Source organism: Paracoccus saliphilus (genome assembly GCF_028553805.1).
Lineage (GTDB): Bacteria > Pseudomonadota > Alphaproteobacteria > Rhodobacterales > Rhodobacteraceae > Paracoccus > Paracoccus saliphilus.
Genome location: NZ_CP067140.1, coordinates 1,978,594 through 1,998,195 on the forward strand (window position 1 = coordinate 1,978,594; position 19,602 = coordinate 1,998,195).

The 19,602-nt window shown below is 62.9% G+C and carries 19 protein-coding genes; 9 read left to right on the forward strand and 10 right to left on the reverse strand.

The genetic code is table 11. The annotated features are described in order from the left end of the window. Positions 1–78: 78 nt before the first annotated feature. Positions 79–651, forward strand: coding sequence for a thymidine kinase (locus tag JHX88_RS09450; protein WP_076524405.1), 573 nt, complete (start codon positions 79–81; stop codon positions 649–651). A gap of 43 nt (positions 652–694) precedes the next feature. On the opposite strand, the gene JHX88_RS09455 is transcribed toward JHX88_RS09450, so the two are convergent. Then, entirely contained in the window at positions 695–1,453 is a 759-nt protein-coding gene (locus JHX88_RS09455; protein WP_076524403.1) for an SDR family oxidoreductase, read from the reverse strand. A gap of 214 nt (positions 1,454–1,667) precedes the next feature. Between JHX88_RS09455 and JHX88_RS09460 the strand changes: the two genes are divergently transcribed. From JHX88_RS09460 to JHX88_RS09470, 3 genes are all read left to right on the forward strand, one after another. After that, on the forward strand, positions 1,668–2,342 hold the full coding sequence (locus tag JHX88_RS09460) for a DUF2270 domain-containing protein (protein WP_076524401.1): 675 nt from the start codon (positions 1,668–1,670) through the stop codon (positions 2,340–2,342). Between the two features lie 255 nt (positions 2,343–2,597). Further along, positions 2,598–3,335: a cytochrome c biogenesis CcdA family protein gene (locus tag JHX88_RS09465; RefSeq protein ID WP_076524399.1), complete on the forward strand. Its 738-nt coding sequence runs from the start codon at positions 2,598–2,600 to the stop codon at positions 3,333–3,335. An 11-nt stretch (positions 3,336–3,346) separates the two neighbouring features. Then, positions 3,347–3,904: a thioredoxin family protein gene (locus tag JHX88_RS09470; protein WP_076524397.1), complete on the forward strand. Its 558-nt coding sequence runs from the start codon at positions 3,347–3,349 to the stop codon at positions 3,902–3,904. Here the strand turns inward: JHX88_RS09470 and JHX88_RS09475 are convergent. After that, positions 3,901–4,260 carry a YigZ family protein gene (locus tag JHX88_RS09475; protein WP_076524395.1) on the reverse strand — a complete coding sequence of 120 codons (360 nt, stop codon included), beginning with the start codon at positions 4,258–4,260 and terminating at the stop codon, positions 3,901–3,903. The genes JHX88_RS09470 and JHX88_RS09475 overlap by 4 nt on opposite strands. 76 nt (positions 4,261–4,336) lie before the next feature. After that, the gene (locus tag JHX88_RS09480; RefSeq protein WP_076524393.1) at positions 4,337–5,509 is read right to left on the reverse strand and encodes an E22 family MetX-like putative esterase; all 1,173 of its coding nucleotides are present in this window, start codon (positions 5,507–5,509) and stop codon (positions 4,337–4,339) included. A gap of 134 nt (positions 5,510–5,643) precedes the next feature. Here JHX88_RS09480 and JHX88_RS09485 point away from each other — a divergent pair, with 134 nt between their 5' ends. After that, on the forward strand, positions 5,644–6,957 hold the full coding sequence (locus JHX88_RS09485; protein ID WP_076524560.1) for a GH1 family beta-glucosidase: 1,314 nt from the start codon (positions 5,644–5,646) through the stop codon (positions 6,955–6,957). A gap of 273 nt (positions 6,958–7,230) precedes the next feature. On the opposite strand, the gene JHX88_RS09490 is transcribed toward JHX88_RS09485, so the two are convergent. Then, entirely contained in the window at positions 7,231–8,847 is a 1,617-nt protein-coding gene (locus tag JHX88_RS09490) for a GMC family oxidoreductase (protein WP_076524391.1), read from the reverse strand. 123 nt (positions 8,848–8,970) lie between these two features. Next, positions 8,971–12,414: a bifunctional proline dehydrogenase/L-glutamate gamma-semialdehyde dehydrogenase PutA gene (putA, locus tag JHX88_RS09495; RefSeq protein WP_076524389.1), complete on the reverse strand. Its 3,444-nt coding sequence runs from the start codon at positions 12,412–12,414 to the stop codon at positions 8,971–8,973. Between the two features lie 108 nt (positions 12,415–12,522). Here putA and JHX88_RS09500 point away from each other — a divergent pair, with 108 nt between their 5' ends. After that, positions 12,523–12,687, forward strand: a complete 165-nt coding sequence (locus tag JHX88_RS09500; RefSeq protein WP_176011414.1) for a hypothetical protein — start codon at positions 12,523–12,525, stop codon at positions 12,685–12,687. Further along, positions 12,687–13,868, forward strand: coding sequence for a vWA domain-containing protein (locus JHX88_RS09505; protein ID WP_076524387.1), 1,182 nt, complete (start codon positions 12,687–12,689; stop codon positions 13,866–13,868). Before JHX88_RS09500 ends, JHX88_RS09505 begins: the two co-directional genes overlap by 1 nt. A 207-nt stretch (positions 13,869–14,075) precedes the next feature. Here JHX88_RS09505 and dacB read toward each other — a convergent pair whose 3' ends face one another. The 5 genes from dacB to JHX88_RS09530 all read right to left on the reverse strand — a co-directional run bounded on the left by dacB (position 14,076) and on the right by JHX88_RS09530 (position 18,183). Beyond that, positions 14,076–15,497: a D-alanyl-D-alanine carboxypeptidase/D-alanyl-D-alanine endopeptidase gene (dacB, locus tag JHX88_RS09510; protein ID WP_272848233.1), complete on the reverse strand. Its 1,422-nt coding sequence runs from the start codon at positions 15,495–15,497 to the stop codon at positions 14,076–14,078. Then, a complete protein-coding gene (locus JHX88_RS09515; protein ID WP_076524385.1) occupies positions 15,494–16,117 on the reverse strand; it encodes a nicotinate-nucleotide adenylyltransferase in 624 nt (207 codons plus the stop codon). The genes dacB and JHX88_RS09515 overlap by 4 nt, the downstream gene beginning before the upstream one ends. A 72-nt stretch (positions 16,118–16,189) precedes the next feature. After that, on the reverse strand, positions 16,190–17,257 hold the full coding sequence (locus JHX88_RS09520) for a GGDEF domain-containing protein (protein WP_076524383.1): 1,068 nt from the start codon (positions 17,255–17,257) through the stop codon (positions 16,190–16,192). Next, positions 17,254–17,814, reverse strand: coding sequence for a heme NO-binding domain-containing protein (locus JHX88_RS09525; RefSeq protein ID WP_076524381.1), 561 nt, complete (start codon positions 17,812–17,814; stop codon positions 17,254–17,256). The genes JHX88_RS09520 and JHX88_RS09525 overlap by 4 nt, the downstream gene beginning before the upstream one ends. A gap of 78 nt (positions 17,815–17,892) precedes the next feature. Continuing rightward, positions 17,893–18,183: a DUF3572 domain-containing protein gene (locus JHX88_RS09530; RefSeq protein WP_076524379.1), complete on the reverse strand. Its 291-nt coding sequence runs from the start codon at positions 18,181–18,183 to the stop codon at positions 17,893–17,895. A 210-nt stretch (positions 18,184–18,393) separates the two neighbouring features. Between JHX88_RS09530 and JHX88_RS09535 the strand changes: the two genes are divergently transcribed. Next, complete coding sequence (locus JHX88_RS09535) at positions 18,394–18,807, forward strand: DUF983 domain-containing protein (RefSeq protein ID WP_076524377.1); 414 nt, start codon at positions 18,394–18,396, stop codon at positions 18,805–18,807. Further along, positions 18,804–19,499, forward strand: coding sequence for an NUDIX hydrolase (locus JHX88_RS09540; protein ID WP_076524375.1), 696 nt, complete (start codon positions 18,804–18,806; stop codon positions 19,497–19,499). The genes JHX88_RS09535 and JHX88_RS09540 overlap by 4 nt, the downstream gene beginning before the upstream one ends. Positions 19,500–19,602 lie beyond the last annotated feature (103 nt).

A 19,602-nucleotide genomic window follows, 5' to 3' on the forward strand; every position in this document is an offset into this window, starting at 1 on the left:
TGGCAACCCCGTGGAACGGCAAATTGCGGAACTCCGCCACCTTGCCGACGGTCGCAGCTGGCGCTATCTGCTACCGCCATGGCCAAGCTGTATTTCCATTACTCGACCATGAATGCCGGCAAGAGTACGCTTTTGCTGCAAGCTTCCTACAACTATCGCGAGCGGGGAATGCAGACGCTGCTCCTGACCGCCGCGCTTGACGATAGGGCGGGCGAAGGCCGCATCGCCAGCCGGATCGGTATCGCCGATGAGGCGCTGACCTTCGACAGCCGAAGCGACCTCTTCGCGCTCATCGAGGAACATGGCAAAAGCTCTGCCTGCGTCTTCATCGACGAAGCGCAATTCCTGACACGCGAACAGGTCTGGCAATTGGCTCGCGTGGCAGACGACCTGAAAATTCCCGTCATGTGCTACGGCCTGCGTGTCGATTTCCAGGGAGAGCTGTTCCCCGGTTCTGCCGCCCTGCTGGCGCTGGCCGATGACATGCGCGAGGTCCGAACCATCTGCCATTGCGGCAGGAAAGCGACCATGGTGATCCGCCGCAATGCCGAGGGCCGCGCCATCACCGAGGGCGCGCAGGTGCAGGTCGGCGGCAACGAGACCTATGTCTCGCTTTGCCGCCGCCATTGGCGCGAGGCGGTAGGGCGCTGACATCCGCACGCCCCGCTGATCGCGCCGGAACCCGGCCACAGCCTCAGCTCAGCCGCACGGACATGCCGCCATCGACCACCATCGCGCTGCCGGTCATGAAGGAGGACCGCTCCGACAGCAGGAAAAGGGCACCCTGCGCGATCTCTGTCGCGCTCGCCATCCGCTTCATCGGGTGCAGGTTCGAGACGAAATCCAGGACCTCCGGATTGCCCTCGCCCCCCGACGGCGTGACGGTACCGCCCGGCAACAGCGCATTGATCCGAATCCCCTCACCCGCGAATTCCGACGCCATCGATTGCGTCAGGCCGATCAGCCCGGCTTTCGCAGCCGCATAGGCCGTCATGCCCGGCAATCCTCCATTGCTGAATCCCACGAATGACGAGGTATAGACGATCGTGCCGCCGCCATTCCGCCTCAGCGCCGGGATTTGGGCCTTCGCGGACAGGAAGGCGCTTGTCAGATCGGTCGCCATCACGTCGTTCCAGTTGGCCAGCTCCATCTCGGGCACCGACACCATCTCGCCAACGATCCCGGCATTGTTGAACGCGCCGTCAAGCCGGCCGAACTCGGAGACCGCAAACTCGACCAGTTCCGAGGCATAGGTTTCGTCCCTCACATCGCCCGGCAGGAAAACCGCCCGGCCACTGCCCTGGTTGATGGTCTGCGCCAGAGCCTTCAACTCGGCCGATCTGCGGGCGCCAAGGACGACATTCGCCCCCTCTCTCGCGAACAAGAGCGCCGCCGCCGCGCCGATCCCGCTGCTGGCGCCCGTTATGATGATGGATTTACCCTTCAGTTCCATGTTCTCTTCTCCATTGAGTCATATTCACGGGTCATCGATACCGAACCCGCCGGACCGCAGGGCGCGTGAAACGGGCGCGACATTCATTTGTTCGTGGAGGGCTGATAAAGACGCGGCGACAGGCCCCGACGGCCTTTTTCCGAAGATCTCGGCAAAGTCCGGCCCCTTGCCGAAATCTTCCCATGCTGCCAATCTGTTAGGCAGGGAGAGTGTGATGATTGACGATTTCAAGCCGCGCGAAGGACTCGATTCAGCCGAAATGGGGGTGATCGCCCATCTCTATCGGGGCGAGATCTATCGCTCGACCTTGTGGCGAACGCGGCTGGACACCACGACCAACTGGTCGGTGGTGACCTTGGGCGTCGCCCTGTCGATTGCCTATTCCTCGCCGCAGGCCTCGCCCCTGCCCCTGGTACTGGTCGGCATCCTGATCGTGTTCTTCCTGATGCTCGAGGCGCGGCGCTATCGCTATTTCAATGTCTGGCGGGCGCGCTGCCGCTGGATCGAGCTGCATTTCATGGTCCCGATGCTGACCGAGGGCGATCTGCACATGGAAGAGCGCTGGCAGGACCGGTTGGCCGAGGATTACCGCCGCCCCGCCTATCATGTCAGCATGTGGACAGCGATCGGGCGGCGCATCCGGCGCAATTATTTCTGGATCCTGCTGATCCAGACCATAGCCTATATCGGCAAGCTGGTGGTTCACCCCGAACCGCTGCAATCAACGGCAGAGCTGCTGTCGCGTGCCACGATCGGCCCCATTCCCGGCGTGCTGGTGCTGAGCTTTGGCGCAGTCTACTGCACAAGCTGGGGACTTATCGCCTTGTGGAGCGCACGAAGCGATGCCGAACGCGCCAGGCAACGCAGCGACCCGCTCGGCATGGGCTGAGGCTTTCGGAAAACCGCGCAACGCAGGCTGCCTGTGTACGTCCTGTGTACAGGCTGTGTACGCCCGGTGCACGGGTTGTGCGGCCGGAATCCCAGCATTTGCTGGGTAAATCGCATCCGTGTTGCGCATGGTGACAAATGCAACGCACGCTGATGTTGCATCCGGCCTTCCCGGCGATTGACATAAGCACATATTCGTATTCTTGATTGTCACGAGACAGGCATTTCGGACAATCACCATATAAAGGGCAGACTTATGCTGGAGATCGGCTATTGGGGCGCGGCACTGGCGGGCATCCTGTCCTTCCTGTCGCCCTGTATCCTGCCCATGGTCCCGTTCTACCTGTCCTACATGGCCGGGATCTCGATGTCCGAGCTGCGCGGCGACGGCAAGATCGCCGCCGGAGCCACAATGCGACTGGTCGTCTCGTCAATCGCATTCGCGCTTGGCGTCACCACGATCTTCGTGCTTCTGGGATTGGGTGCTACCGCGCTTGGGCAGTTATTCGCACAATGGAGACAACCACTTAGCTATGTTTCCGCCGCGATACTTGCCGTGTTCGGCCTGCATTTCCTCGGCGTCATCCGCATCCCTTTCCTCTATCGCGAGGCAAGGCTCGAAGGCCCGGCCAAGCCCGCCGGCATCGCCGGAGCCTATGTCATGGGCCTCGCCTTCGGCTTCGGCTGGACCCCCTGCGTCGGCCCGGCCCTGACCGCGATCCTGCTGGTCGCCTCGGGCAGCGGCGATCTGTGGCGCGGCGGCACGCTGCTGCTGGTCTTCGGTCTCGGCATGACGCTGCCCTTCGTTCTGGCGGCAGGTTTCGCCAAGCCCTTCCTCGCATGGGCGAACCGAAACCGTAAATACCTGGGATATATCGAGAAACTGATGGGGGTCATGCTGATCCTCTTCGCGATCCTGATCGCGACGAATACGGTAAACCTGATCGCCGCCTGGATGATCAGGCATTTCGACTGGTCCGCGACACTCATCTGAGGGAGGATGACATGAGCTTTCTTCGCGCCACCCTGCTGACACTGGCCCTCGCCCTGCCCGCCCATGCGGTCACGCTCGGAGATGACGGGCTCTATGACGAGCCATGGATCCGCGAAACCTTCATGGACCTGCGCGAGGATCTGGCCGAGGCGAACGCTGAGGGCAAGCGCCTGCTGATCCTGATCGAACAGCGCGGCTGCATCTATTGCACCAAGATGCATGAAGAGGTGTTCTCGGATCCGGCCATCGCACAACTGATCACCGACAATTATTTCGTCATCCAGATCAACATGTTTGGTGACATTCCCGTCACCGATTTCGACGGCACCGAACTGCCCGAGAAAGAGATGGTGAACCGTTGGAGCGCGATGTTCACCCCGACCATGATCTTCCTGCCCGAAGAGGTCGGGGAAGGCCTCACCGCCGCGCAGGCCTCTGTCGCGACCATGCCGGGCGCCTTCGGCAAGGGGACGACTACGGCGCTCCTGGAATGGGTCCGCGATCACGGCTATGAATCCGGCGAGAATTTCCAGAAATATGTCCAGGAAAAAACCGCCGCGCCGAATTAATCCCCCAGGCCCGTCTCGCGCAGGTAATGGCGCATCGCATCGGCCACATGGCGAAACCGGTCGCCGCCCAGATGCTTGCCGCCATACCAGCGCGTCACCACGACCACGTGATCCTGCAACCCGGCGCGCTCCAGCATCTGGAGCATCAGCGCACCCGCCCCGGACTCGCCGTCATCATCCTTGACCGGCTCCCCATTCAGGATCGCCGCCCAGCTGTTATGCGTCGCCTTGGCAAAGCGCTTGTTCCGCTTCAGTTCCGCAATGAATGCCGCGACCTCGTCCCGGTTCCTCGCCGCCCCGCCCGAAACGGCATAACGCGACCCACGATCCGAGATGATCTTGTCGAAAACCTGCATAAACCCTTCTTCTTCATGGAAATATCCCGGGGGAGTCCAGCCCGGACGGGCTGGGCGGGGGCAGAGCCCCCTTCCCTTATTCCGCTTCCAGGAACGCCCTTATCCGCTCGCCAGCCTGCGCTATTCCCAGCACCCCATCCAGATGCCCCCGCGTGCCCTCCAGTTCGACGAACTCCACGGGCGTGCCGTCCGACCTGATGATCGCGCCGGTCTCGCGCACCGCGTTTCCGGGAAAGACCAGGTCCTCGTCGGTATGGATCAGCATCACCGGCACGTCGATATCCAGCAATCCCTGATACAGGCTACCCTCGGGATGCCCCGCCACGAATAGCTGGTTGGCGCGCACGAGATACAGGAAATGGTTGGCATCCGACACCGATGCCCGCGCCGCGCCTGCCCCGTTCAGGACATCCACGACCTTGTATTCATTCGCCCAATCCTCCCCCGGATCGGCCCCCTCCTCGGCCCAGTCCCGCCCGAATGCGCCATTGGTCCATTCCGCCGAATTCGCGTGCAGCGTCACGATCTTGAGCGCCTGCGCCAATCCCGCCTCCGGAGCCGCGCTGTCATAGTAATCTCCGCCGTTCCAGTTCGGATCCAGCCGGATCGGCGAGCCCCAGACATCCAGCCACGCGATCAGATCGGCATCCGCCCAGCCCGACGAGATCACCGGGATCACCCGCTCCAGCCGGTCGGGATAGCGCGCCGCCCATTCATAGCTCTGCAGCCCGCCCATCGAGGCGCCCATGACGGCGTGCCATTTCTCGATCCCCAACTGTTCCATCAGGCCTAGCTGCGTATCGACGAAATCGCCAATGGTCAGGATCGGGAAATCCATGCCCCAGGGCTCTCCGGTCTCGGGATGGATCGTCGCGGGACCGGTAGTGATGACATTGGGATCACGTGCGCCCAGATTGACCGGCGTATCGACCGAGACGACGAAATACCTGTCCGTGTCGATCGGCTTGCCCGAGCCGATGATCGAATCCCAGTAACCGGGCGCGGCATCGTCCTCGCTGTATTTCCCCGCCGCATGGCTGTTGCCGCTGAAATAATGCGGGATCAGGATCGCGTTGTCCCCGGCCTCGTTCAACTCGCCATAGGTCTCGTAGCCGAGGCGCATCTCGGGGATGACCTCCCCGCCGCGCGTAGTGAAATTCTCCAGGGTAAATTCCTGTTTCTCGACCAAAGGCTCATAACCCGCGGCCGGTCCAGCCAGCATCACGGCGATCAATATCGTCAAGCGCATCCTTGTCCTCCCTCATTCCGCGTTCAGGGAACATCGCGAGGGCCGGAAAGTCCAGCGCCCCCGGCACGGAAACGGGTGGCCAGACCTGCCGGTCTTGCCCTATGTTTGCGCCAACAGCACTGAAGGAGCCCGACATGCTACCCTCCCGTTCCGAATTCCCCGACGGTTTCGTTTTCGGCGCGGCGACCGCCGCTTACCAGATCGAAGGATCGGGTTTCGGCGGTGCGGGACCGTCGCATTGGGACACATTCGCCGCCACTCCGGGCAATATCGCCGATGACAGCAGCGGAGCGCGGGCCTGCGATCACTATCACCTGTGGGAAACCGATCTCGACCTGATGCGCGATGCGGGGTTTGACGCCTATCGCTTCTCGACCTCTTGGTCGCGGGTCATGCCCGATGGCCGGACGCTGAATCCCGAGGGGCTGGATTTCTACGACCGCCTTGTCGACGGGATGCTGGAGCGCGGGTTGCAGCCCTTCCTGACCCTGTATCACTGGGACCTGCCCGCGGCACTTGCCGATCAGGGCGGCTGGCGCAATCGCGACATCGCTGCACTGTTCGCCGATTACGCGACCACGGTACAGGGCCGCCTCGGCGACCGGCTGACCAGCACCGCAACCCTGAACGAGCCCTGGTGCATCGCGTGGCTGTCGCATTTCCTTGGCCATCACGCTCCCGGTCTGCGCGACATTCGCGCCGCCAGCCGTGCCATGCATCACGTTCTGCAGGCGCATGGCACCGCAATCGACGCCTTGCGGGCCGAAGGCGCATCGAATCTTGGCATCGTGCTGAATTTCGAGACCTCGCATCCCGCAGATGACAGCCTTGAGGCAGCGGCATCCGCGGCGCGGCAGGATGCGATCTATAACCAGTGGTTCATCCGGGCGCTGATGGGGCAAGGCTATCCCGAGGCCGCGCTTGAGGGGATCGGGCCGCATCTGCCCGAAGGTTGGCAACACGATATGGAACGTATCGCCGCGCCGCTCGATTGGCTGGGTGTGAATTACTACACCCGCAAGCTGCACGGTCATTTGCCCGGATCATGGCCCAATGATCGGGCAGAGGACGGACCTCTGCCCAAGACCCAGATGGGCTGGGAAATCCGCCCCGAGGGGCTGACCGAATTCCTGGTTCGACTGGCCCGCGACCATACCGGCGACCTGCCGATCCTGGTGACCGAGAACGGCATGGCACTCGAAGCGCCCGAAGATGTCACCGAGGATGCAAGGCGTGTGGCCTTTATCGGCGACCACCTGCGGGCGGCTAGATCGGCACTGGATCAGGGCGTCAATCTGCGCGGTTTCTTTTACTGGTCGCTGCTCGACAATTACGAATGGGCCTTTGGCTACGGCCCCAGGTTCGGATTGGTCCATGTCGACTACCGGACCATGCAACGCAGGCCCAAGAAAAGCTGGCACGCATTTCGGCGGATGCTGCACGGATGATTTATATGCAATGTTCACGCAGGGCAGTCGCGAATCAGGTTAAAATAGTTTAATGTCAATAGTTAAGTGGCAGTAAGCGGCTCCCTGACAGCCAACCAATAGACAATTGACTATTTTCGATAATCGTGTCCCCGCAAGTTTGTTCTCTGGTGTTGTTGTCGTTGTGATCTTGCGGGACGCAGGCTTCTCAAGGGCAAGCCGGTTCGCCAGATCGTTCAGCGGCATCTCGAAAGCAGGGAGCCCCTGTCAGCGCAGGTCATGTAACCGGCGCCATCAGCGCGAATGCACAAACCCGCCGGCAAGAATCATGTCGGCGGCCTTTTCCGCGATCATCGTCACCGGTGCATGCGTGTTCCCCGAGGGAATCACCGGCATGATCCCGGCATCCGCGATACGCAACCCGCCGATCCCGCGCAGCCGCAACTCCGGATTCACGACGGCCATCGGATCATTTCCCATTTTCGTGGTGCCGACCGGGTGAAAGATCGTCGTCCCCACTTCGCCCGCGGCCTGTGCCAGCTCGGCATCGCTTTGCAGATGCGCGCCGGGCTTGACTTCCTCGGGCCGGAATTCCGCCATCCGCCGCGTTTCCATCAGTCGCCGCGCGTGACGCAGGCTGTCGATCGCCGCCTGCCGATCCGCTTCCGTCGATAAATAGCACGGAGCGATGGCGGGGCTAGCCATGGGATCGGATGCCGAGATATGGCTGTGCCCCCGGCTTTCCGGGCGCAGGTTGCAGACCGAAACGGTCAGGCCGGGGAAATCGTGCAAGGGGTCGCCGAATTTCTCCAGCGACAGCGGCTGCACGTGATACTCGATATTCGCCGTCTCGAACGCATCCGAAGATCTCGCGAAGATCCCCAGTTGACTGGGCGCCATCGCCATCGGCCCAGACCGCCGCAATGCATATTCCAGCGCGATCCCTGCCTTGCCCCAGATCGACCGCGCCCGGTCGTTCAGGGTCTGCGCGCCGCTGATCCTGAACACGGTGCGAAGTTGCAGATGATCCTGCAGGTTCTCTCCCACCCCCGCCAGGTCCAGAACGGTATCGATGCCCAGGGCCGAGAGCCGTTCGCCCTGCCCGATCCCGCTTAGCTCCAGGATCGCCGGAGAGTTGATCGCCCCCGCCGCAAGGATCACCTCGCCCCGCGCCTTCGCATGCATCCGGCGGCCCTTTTGCGTAAACACGACACCGGTGGCGCGGCCGCCCTCCAGCGTCAGGCGCTCGACCTGTGCATGGGTCTCGATCCGCAGGTTCGGGCGGGATTTCGCAGGGTCCAGAAAGGCCTTGCGCGAATTCCACCTTATCCCGCCATGTTGGGTCACGGGGAAATATCCGACCCCCTCATTGTCGCCGCTATTGAAATCGTCGCGGATCGGCAGCCCCAGCTCCTGCGCGGCCTCGGCCACGGCGTCGAGGATCGGCCAGCTCAACCGCTGCCGCTCGACCCGCAATTCGCCGCTGTCATTGTGGAACTCGTCGGCCGATCCGTAATGATGCTCGGAACGTCGGAAATAGGGCAGCACATCGTCCCAGCCCCAACCCGGATTGCCCGCCTGCCGCCAACGGTCGTAGTCTCCCGCCTGCCCACGCATGTAGATCATGCCATTGATGGAGGAACAGCCGCCCAGCACCTTGCCGCGCGGATAGTTCAGGCGGCGGCCATTCAATCCCGGCTCGGCCTCGGTGCTATAACACCAGTCGAGCGTCGGGTCACCCATGGCATAGAGATAGCCAACCGGTACATGCACCCAGAAACGGTTGTCGCTGCCCCCCGCCTCCAGCAGCAGGACACGATTGCGCGGATCGGCGGAAAGACGGTTGGCCAGCACGCACCCCCCCGAGCCCGCGCCCACGATGATGAAATCATACTCCCCGAAATCCTGCATTTGCCCTCTACCTATCAAGCGTCTTTGCCCCTCCGTCGAGGACTGAGGTCCGCTCCTTCTTCTTCATGTAAATATCCCGGGGGTCCGGGGGCTGGCCCCCGGCCATCGCGGAATGCAATCCCCTTATTCCGCCGCCGCCAGCAACGAGGCATTACCCCCCGAAGCCGTCGTGTCGATGCACAGATGCCGCTCCAGCACCGCATAGGCAGGCAACTCCATCGAGGTCACCAGCGGAATGATCGCCCCCTCGCGCGCCGCCAATGCCTGGCGGTATAGCCGCGCCTGATCCTCGGGACCGTCATAGGCCACAAGCGCCATGCCCGACAGCGTTCCAAGGGCGTCGGCGGGCAGGCTTCCCGGCACCTCGACGGTGGCGCAGCCTTTCGCCTGGGCGATGGCCGCCTGCCCGGCGCTGTCCGGGCCAAGGCACAGCACCGTGCCACGGGCATGGGTGGTCAGGCGGTTCGATTCCCCCGTCGGGCCGGGCAGCAACAGGGTTTCACGCGGGATCGCGCTATCGGTTCGCGCGGCATCCAGCGTTTTCTGCAGTGCCGCCGGATCGGCCTCTGGTCCCTCGGATGCGGGCATCCGGTTCACCTTCGCTGCCCGGAAGCGCGGGACGTAATGCGGCCCGCCGGCCTTCGGCCCGGTCCCTGACAAACCCTCGCCACCGAATGGCTGGCTGCCGACGATGGCGCCGATCTGGTTGCGGTTCACATAGAGATTGCCGACATTCACGAGGCTGTCGATATGCTGCACCCGGTCGTCGATCCGCGTATGCAGCCCAAAGGTCAGCCCGTAGCCCGAAGCATTTATCGTCTCGATCACCTGGTCCAACTCGCCGGCCTCGAAGCTGGCGACATGCAGCACCGGGCCGAAGATCTCGCGCTCGACATCCTCGATCCCACTGACCTTGATCGTGACCGGCGCCACGTAATGCCCACGCCCCGGCGTCTTGAGCCGGTGCAGGATACGCCCGTCGCTGCGCGCCTTGGCAATATGGTCCTCGATCCCCTTCTTGGCGGTGGCGGTGATGACCGGGCCGACATCGCTGTCCAGATACCATGGATCGCCGATATGCAGCTCGTCCATCGCGCCATGCAGCATGTCGAGCATCTTCTTCTCGACATCGCGCTGCACATACAGCACCCGCAGGGCCGAGCACCGCTGCCCCGCAGACTGGAACGAACTGGCAAGGATGTCGCGCACGGCCTGTTCCGGCAGCGCGGTGGAATCCACGATCATCGCGTTCAGACCGCCGGTTTCGGCAATCAGCGGCGCGTCGGGCGAAAGATTCGCGGCCATTGCACGGTTGATCGCCTGCGCCGTGGGCAGCGATCCGGTAAAGCACACGCCCGAGACACGCGCATCGCTGCACAGCGCTGTGCCGACGCTTCGTCCCTCGCCCGGCAAAAGCTGCAGCGCAGTCGCGGGCACCCCGGCTTCATGCAGCAATTGCGTTGCCCGCCATGCGATCAGGCTGGTGGTCTCGGCGGGCTTGGCCAGCACCGCATTGCCCGCCGCCAGCGCCGCGCCGATCTGGCCGGTGAAGATCGCCAGCGGAAAATTCCACGGCGAGATGCAGGTGAACACACCGCGCGGAGCGTCCCCGGTCGCGAAACCCGCGTAATAGCGCAGGAAATCCACCGCCTCGCGCAATTCAGCCACAGCGTCGGGCAGCGATTTACCCGCCTCGCGCGAGATCAGCGCGAACAGTTCGCCATAATGCTCCTCGTAGAGATCGGCGGCGCGACACAGGACCCTGGCGCGTTCCTCGGGCGGGGCATCCCAGATCTGCGCCGCCGACAGGGCAGCCGCAACATCCGCTTCAGAGCACCATGCCACCTTGCCCACCCGATCATTGCCATGGGCAGGGTTCACGATCTCTTCCACGTGACGCCCGCTCTCGTCCCCCGCCGCCGCCAGCAAGGGGCCGCCCGTCCAACGATGCTCGAGCCAGCGTGTGCGCTCGGCCTCGATCTCCGCGAGTTCCAATGGATCGCGCAAATCGAAGCCCTTCGAATTGACCCGGTCGGGAGCGAACAGCTCGACCGGTCGGGTAACGCCGGGCGCGGGCTTGCCCGCCACCGCCTGCCACTCGGCAAAGGGATCGGGGGCGACATCCTCGGGGGTGATATCCTCGTCCACGATCCGGTTGACGAAACTTGAATTCGCGCCGTTCTCCAACAGGCGGCGGACCAGATAGGCCAGCAGATCCTCATGCGCACCGACCGGAGCATAGATGCGGCAGCGGGTATTGTTCTGCTCCTTGACGATCTCGTGCAGCGACTCGCCCATGCCATGCAGACGCTGGAACTCGAAATCCCTGTCCTCGCCCGCCAGATGCAGGATCGCGGCGACCGAATGAGCGTTATGGGTGGCGAATTGCGGATAGATGCGCGGGCTGGCAAGCAGTTTCCGCGCATAACAGATCCAGGCGACATCGGTGGCCGATTTATGCGTCCAGACCGGGAAATCCGCCAGCCCTTCGACCTGGTAGCGCTTGATCTCGGTATCCCAATAAGCCCCCTTGACCAGCCGCACCATGATCCGGCGGTCGAGGCTTTCGGCCAGCGCCTCAAGCCAGTCGATCATCGCGGCCGCGCGCTTGCCATAGGCCTGCACCACGACGCCGAACCCGTCCCAACCGGCCAGCGAGGGATCGGACAGCACGGCCTGGATGACATCCATGGATATCTCCAGCCGATCGGCTTCCTCGGCATCGATATTCAGCCCCATCCGCGCCTCTTTCGCCTGCCGGCAAAGGCGCAGCACGATCGGCACCAACTCGGCCATGACCCGGTCGCGCTGCGGTTCCTCATAGCGCGGATGCAGGGCCGACAACTTGATCGAGATGCCAGGATTGTCGCGAATATCCCCGGCTTTCGCCTCGCCCGCCAGTTGCCGGATGGCACCTTCATAGGCCGCCTGATAGGCGCGGGCATCGGCCTCGGTCCGCGCCGCCTCGCCCAGCATGTCATAGCTGTAGCTATATCCCTCGCCAACCCGCTCGCGCCCACGCTTGATCGCCTCCTTGACGGTTTCGCCCAGCACGAATTGCTGCCCCATCTCGCGCATGGCGCGGTGAACGGCGGTGCGGATCACCGGCTCGCCCAAGCGGCGGATGGCGTTGCGCAGATGGCCCGCGATCCCCGGATGCGGCTCGTCGCGCAGAACCTTGCCGGTCAGCATCAGAGCCCATGTCGAGGCATTGACCAGCGACGAGGACGATTTACCCATATGCTGACCCCATTCCGAGGGCGCGATCTTGTCCTCGATCAGTTCGTCCATTGTCTCGGCATCGGGAACGCGCAGCAGGGCCTCGGCAAGGCACATCAGCGCCACGCCCTCCTCGGTGGACAGACCGTATTCGGCCAGGAACACTTCCATCAGCCCCGGCTTGCTGTCAGAGCGGATCGCCCGGACCAGATCGGCGGCGCCGGTGGCGATGCTGTCGCGTGCCTCCTGATCGGGGGCATGGGATTGCACCAGCTCGCCTATCAGGGCCTCTTCGCTGCCCAGATGCAGGTCGCGGATCGACTGGCGGATATCGTCAAGCTGGCTCATTGGTCTCTCTCCCGATGGCATGACATCACGCTTGCTCGAATCGGCAAGCGGTTGCACGAGGTTGAAGCAAGGTCTATCTGCTGACGCAAAAGATCAACCGAGGCCATCATGATTGTCATCGCCGCCATTGTCATCGGCGCCCTTCTGGGCTGGCGCCGCGCCCTCGCACTTGGCGGGAATCGCCGTGATCGCGCCCAATATGCAGCCGCCTTCGCGCTGGCCTTCGCGGTGATCGGCCTCTTCGCCACTGTCATCATCGACCGGATGATGTGATGTTCATTCCCTTCCTCGATCAGCTGCGCAGGCATGGTGTGCCCGTCTCCCTGCGCGAATGGCTCGATCTGATGGGAGGCATGCAGGCTGGCGTCACCGGCTGGTCGGTCGATGGTTTCTATCATTTCGCCCGCGCCGCACTGGTCAAGGACGAGCGCCATATCGACCGTTTCGACCGCGCCTTTGGCGAAGCCTTCGCCGGGCTGGAACATGTGCCTGTCGAGGCGCTGGTCCATGAGCAGACAATCCCGAAGGAATGGCTGGAAAAACTGGCCGAGAAACTGTTGAGCGAAGAAGAACGGGCGCAGATCGAGGGCAGCGGCAGTTTCGAAGAACTGATGAAGAAGCTGCGCGAGCGTCTGGCCGAGCAGGATTCCCGCCACCAGGGCGGCAACAAATGGGTCGGCACGGCAGGCACCTCGCCTTTCGGCGCCTATGGCTACAATCCCGAAGGCGTGCGCATCGGCCAACACGAGAGCCGCCACCGCCGCGCCGTCAAGGTCTGGGACAAGCGCGAGTTCCGCGATTTCGACGACAGCATGGAACTGGGCACCCGCAATATCAAGGTCGCGCTGAAACGGCTGCGGCAATGGGCGCGGCATGGCGCGAACGAGGAACTGGACCTGCCTGCGACCATCCGCGCCACCGCTGATCACGGCTATATCGACGTGAAGACCCGGCCTGAACGGCACAATGCCGTCAAGGTGCTGCTGTTCCTCGACGTAGGCGGCAGCATGGACGACCATACGAGGCTGGTGGACGAGTTGTTCTCGGCCGCCCGCGCCGAGTTCAAGCATATGGAGCATTTCTACTTCCATAACTGCCTCTATGAGGGTGTCTGGAAGGATAATCGCCGCCGCTGGACCGAGCAGACACCGACATGGGATATCCTGAATCGCTTCGGGCGCGATTACAAATGTATCTTTGTCGGCGACGCCTCGATGTCCCCCTACGAGGTCGCCGTACCCGGCGGGGCCAATGAACATTGGAACGAGGAGCCGGGCGAAATCTGGCTGCGCCGTGCCTGCGAGACATGGCCCGACCATATCTGGCTGAACCCGGTGCCCGAGGCGCATTGGCGCTATACGCAATCCATCACCATGATCCGGCAGATATTCGAGAACCGGATGATGCCGCTGACACTGGAAGGGTTGACGCAGGCGATGCGGGTTCTGGGATAAGTCTTCGTCAGGAATCGCCCGGAATCGGGCAATTCCACAGCACCTGGAGCAGTTTGCGGTTAATCAGGCTCAGTTCCGAATTGCGTCCCGCGATGGCCGGGGGTGCTGCCCCGTCGCCGGCGGATCTCTCGAACCAGTGGCGCGACCTCCCGGCGACCCCGGGATATTTGCATGAAGAAGAAGCGGGTCGATAAAGCGCAAATTGCTCTAGCCGAACCGCGCCACCCAGCTCTCGATCAGGTCATGCTGCAGCCTCTTCGCGCGCCGGGTCCAGCTGCGGACACCTGCGGGCAAGTCCTGCCCCTGGCTTGCGGCGTGACGCGGACCATCCATGCACAACGTCGCGAATGCCAGCCTCCGCCCCGAAGGCGCGGCGGCGTAACCGGCCAGGTTCGACACGAAATTCAGCGTTCCGGTCTTGGCGAAGACCTCGGCCCGGCGGGGGGTGTCCGCGTCCAGCACCTCGGCCAACGGATCGTGCTTGAGCAGGTCGGGCAATCCAGTCTTCAACCCCGGCCCCGCCAGCAACCGGACCATCGCCGCCGCGGTTACCCGGCTCTCGGCGGACAGGCCGGAATGATCGGCAAAGCTGAAGCCATCGGGCAATCCTTGATCCGCGACCCATTCTTGCATTCTCGTGGCAGAGGCCTTCAGGTCCGGCGCGTCGCTGGCATGAAGGCCGATAACCTCGGCGGTGAGATTGGTCGAGTAATAGAGCATATCCTCGACGATCTTGCTGAGCGGCGGGCTTTCATGGCTGACCAGTTCCTCGGCCGCGGGCAGGCTGTCGATCACCTCGGGCGCCGGCAGGACCAGCCCCTTGGCGCGGCACAGCGTCTGGAACACGTCCCCGGCATAAAGCTCGGGCTGACGAACCGGCAGCCAGCGGCTACCCGCCCGGCCCATCGCACTGCGCGAAACCGTCCAGACCTCGCGCCCCTCGTCGAAACGGTAGCTGAACAGATCCTGTTGTGCGCCGGGATGGGCCGCGATCGTATAGGCACGCGGGGAATTCCTGGCCGCCCGCGCCTCCAGCGACATTTGGTAGCCGCCATCCCCACGCCGCCAGCCCAGATACACCCGGTTGAAATTCAGGATCATGCCGGACAGCGCCGGGTTATAGGCGAGGTGATCGGCTTGCGGCGGTGCTATTTCCTCGATCCGCGGCAGCGCACCGCCCCATACGGCGAAGCGTTTGGGCTGTTCCTGCCCCGTATCCGCCAGCTTCGCCGCCAGATCCGCCAGATCATCGCTGGACAGTACCGGGTCCCCGGCCCCCACCAGCACCAGCATGTCGCCCGCCCGCATGACACGCGTGCGGAACCGATGCGACGGTCCCAACCGGTCCAGTGCATAAAGCGCCGTCACCATCTTGAGCGTGCTGGCGGGCGCAAGGGGCGTCCAACCCGCCCCGTCTTCCAGCATCGCGCCCCCTTCCGGATCGAACAGCGCATAGCAGACCTGCCCCGGCAGGGCGGCGCGGGCGATCAGCGATGCGCTTCCCGGCACCGGCTTGGCCGGTGGCCGCTGTGCAAGCCCCGTCGCCATTCCCTGGGCGACAGCGCCTCGCCCGGCCCATCCGGCGGCAAGCGCACCGGTCAGGATCGCTCGTCTGGAAATCAGGCTCACTTCGCTGTCCCCTCTTCATCTGCCCGCATGTCGCCCCCGTTTCGGATCATCGTCGAGGAGAGCGGCGACATCGGCAGGTTCAGCAGCACCCATGCGGGCGGCTTCATCATCGGCAACAGGCTTGCATAGGCTTCGGGCAGACGCCCTGCCCGCATGATCTGCGCCGCGCGAGATTGCCGGGCTGCCAGGCGCGTTCCCGGCCGCGCCAATACGCCGATAGGCACCCGCGCCGCAATCTCGGACCAACGTTCCCACCGATCGAACTGCACCAGGTTATCCGAGCCCATCAACCAGACGAATTGCACAGCCGGACAATGCCGCTGAAGCTCGGCGATGGTGTCGGCGGTCATGCGGGTGGCAAGCTGCGCCTCGATATCGGTGATCTCGACCCGTGGATGGCGCATGACGCGCCGCGCCGCCGCGATACGTTCGGCAAGCGGGGCTGGACCATGCTCTTTCAGCGGATTGCCGGGGCTGACCAGCCACCAGACCCGATCAAGCCCGAAACGGCGCAGGGCAAATTCGGTGATATGCGCATGCCCCTCATGGGCGGGATCGAAGGATCCGCCCAGAAGGCCGATGCGCATCCCCGGCCGCGCAATGGGAGTTTTCACCGTCATCGCCCTGACTTAGCGGATCGATCACGCCATGCCAACGCGGGAACGCATATTTGAAACACGGGCAACAGCCCGCTACAGGGAAGCAGGCAGCGAGGACGTGAGCTGGTTCTGTGGCGCGGTCAGGATCGACACTCTCCCGCGCCCATCCCTCTTGGAACTGTAGAGCGCCGAATCGGAATCGGCCAGAAGCTGCTCGGCGGTCGGGTGATCGTAACTGGTCGAAATGGCGATCCCGATACTTGCGGAAACCTGGCAGCGATTGTGACCGCATTCGACAGGCAGTTTGATCTCGCTGATGATGCGCTGTCCCAATTTGCGCAGCGATTTGTGATTGGTTGCGCCACGCAGGACCATGACGAATTCATCGCCCCCGATCCGGGCGGCAACATCGCCATCCCGGGTGGCATTCTCGAGCACCCGCGCAACGTGGCGCAACACCTCGTCACCCGCAGCATGGCCATACAGATCGTTCACTTCCTTGAAGTGATCAAGATCCACCTGTGCGACGGCGAAACCACCCCCGCTTCGGGCTTCCTCTTTGCCGCGTGTGGCATCGATCGCCAATTCCAGCGCCTGCTCCAGGCCGCGGCGGTTCTGCAGACCGGTCAAAGGGTCAGTATAGGAGCGGCTTTCAGCCTCGCGACGCGCATCGTTAAGCCGAACATTGAAAAGTGACAGTTCCCGCATAAACTCCCGGTTGGCTTCATGCAGGAACAGCAACTCCATGGCATGACTGGATGCCGCAAAATCGCCGTCAGTCAGTTGCAGTTTTCTGACCGCCTCCGGCAGGGTCATCCCGAAACCCATGTTCAACAGGAACGTACCATCCGCCAAGCGTACCACATGACCGCGCAATTTGACCTCTTCATTTCCGGTCATCCGTAGCTCGATCCGTTCATTGTGCAGTGCCGAATCCGTCAGAAGCTCTTCAAGGGGAACGGGTTTGGCCGGTCGGGTGATCACAAAGGCATCATGCAGAAACCGCGCATTCTCGGATAGAATTTTTCGGGCAGTTGGTCCGGCACCGAATAACCTCCCCTTCGCATCCACGAGCAGATGTTGAGGCAGGAGCGCCGCGAGATCCTCCGCGCTCAGCAGAACAGGTTTCGGGACAACGACATTCCTTTCATTGTCATTCATCGTGCCGGTTCCTCGTTCTCACCAAGCAGGAAGCTGCGACCGGACGTGAAGAAACCATCCGATATCTGTACCGTCACGCTGTTTTCCTCGATCCCGATCACACCCAAGGCACCGTAATCATCCGCCATGCAGCGGATCAGGCCCGCCATGGCACATGCCCATTCATGCCCGTCCGAAGGGAAATCCACCCGAAGGCAATCGATACCATCTTCGGTCACTCGTATCCGAGGCATGAGAAAATCCGGTGCAATCATGCGTACCCGGTCGCCCAGCATTTCGAGATTCAGCAGAAAATCGTGGAAATTTCGTCCCGAGAAGCGCAACAAACGCCGTATTCGTTCCTGCCGGGCGCTCCATGCCCCGAGATCCTCGAGCAAATCGTCCTTGGGCTTGCCCAGCATCTGCGCCGCCATCGCGATCAAATCCTGGCTGTTCAGATCATCAATGGAACTGCGATACGAAGCCACTCCTGAGGATCGGCAAACGCGATGCCAAAGCGCGTCACTATAGGTTTCCCGCAGAAACGACTCGATGAATTTTCGGACCAGCCAATGCATGCTCACCTCCGGATGAACGATCCATAACGCGGAATCGTAAAGGAAGTGGAAATCCGGAAAATTCCAGAGCGTCGGAGTTCAATCCGGCTCCCATCCGAAGCTGCCGGGACCGCCAAGCGCTATGCGTGCAGACAGGACCTCTTCGGGGCGAATCGACATCGATTTTGCGAATTCCAGTACGCGGCGGTCATCTTCGAGCAGGAAATCCAGGACATGCATGCAGAAATCCGGTTCCTGCGCCGCCTGTCTCAGCGCTTCGGGCTTAAGCCCGCTGCTGGCCAGAAGCGCCGAAGCAAGTTCCGGATGATCGGCGATATGGATCAATGCCCTGACCGCGAGCTCTTGCGCGGCTATTGCCGAATAACTCATTTCTCACCTCCTGAACGTGTATGGTCCGCGGCAAAGTCACGCAGCCATACCGCAAACTCTGGCCCCACGGGCGTCAAGTCATTATGTTACCGGCACGGGACAAGGCTTTGGCCAATTGCCGCATGACCGCAATGTCCCGAATTCGGCCCTAACGGGTCATGCAAGGAACCCGGCCCATCGGCAAGGCGGATTGCGAATGGAGAGGACGGAATGACCCAGATCGACACGACCGGCCCCGGTGAAATCGAACGCCCCACGCGCGAAGCGATGTTGCGCGGCCTGCGCGGACGCTGCCCCGCCTGCGGAGAGGGACGATTGTTCAGCTCCTATCTCAAGGTCGCCGATCATTGTCCGAATTGCGACGAGGCGCTGCATCACCAGCGCGCGGATGACGGTCCGGCCTATCTGACGATCCTGCTGGTGTCGCATCTGGGCGCGCCACTGCTGCTGGCCTGTTACATGGCGTGGCGGCCCTCGGCGATGACGATGATCCTCACCTTCGGGATCGGCGCTGTGGTTCTGTCACTGCTGCTGCTGCCGCGGATCAAGGGTGGCATGGTCGGGCTTCAATGGGCACGGCGGATGCATGGCTTTGGCTCCGCCTCCGAAACGGCTACGTCATGACGGTCCAGGAGAGCCCACCGATCCGCGATGCCGCGACGATCGTCCTGCTCAGGCGTCATGCCGGGGGCAGTTCGGTCCTGATGGGCATGCGCGGGGTCAAGGCGGTCTTCATGCCGTCGAAATATGTCTTTCCGGGCGGGGCGGTGGATCCTGCGGATGCCCTAGCTCCTCTCGCCCGACCGCTCAGCGAGATGAACCGGCGCCGGCTGCTGGAGGAGCCGCGTGAGGGCCCGCCCCCCGATCCCCATGCCATCGCCGCCGCCGCACTTCGCGAACTGGCCGAGGAAACCGGCCTGTTGATTGGCGCATCGCAGGGCCCCGCCAGCAATTGGCCGGGCTATGCCGAGACCGGGCTCAGCCCCGATGCGTCAAAACTGCATTATGTCTTTCGGGCCATCACCCCACCGGGCCGCCCGCGCCGTTTCGACGCCCGTTTCTTCGTGGTAGATGCGGATGTGATCAGCGGAGATCCCGATGATTTCGGCCGCGCCTGCGATGAGCTGTCACATCTGCATTGGGTGCCGCTGCCAGAGGCGCGGGCTCTGGACCTACCTTTTATCACCGAAGTCGTGCTGGCCGAGATCGCAGAACTGACTGGCTCCGTCACCCATCACGATCCGCTGCCGCTACCCGATACCGTGCCGTTCTTTGACAATCGCGGCAGCGCGCCCCGTTTCGCGCAAATCGTGTAGATCCTGAACCCTCTGCCGGTCCAACGCGTGGAAGACTTTTGCGTCCCGCGACAGCTGGGGGGCTTTGCGCCCCCCAAGACCCCCCGCAGGATATTTTCATGAA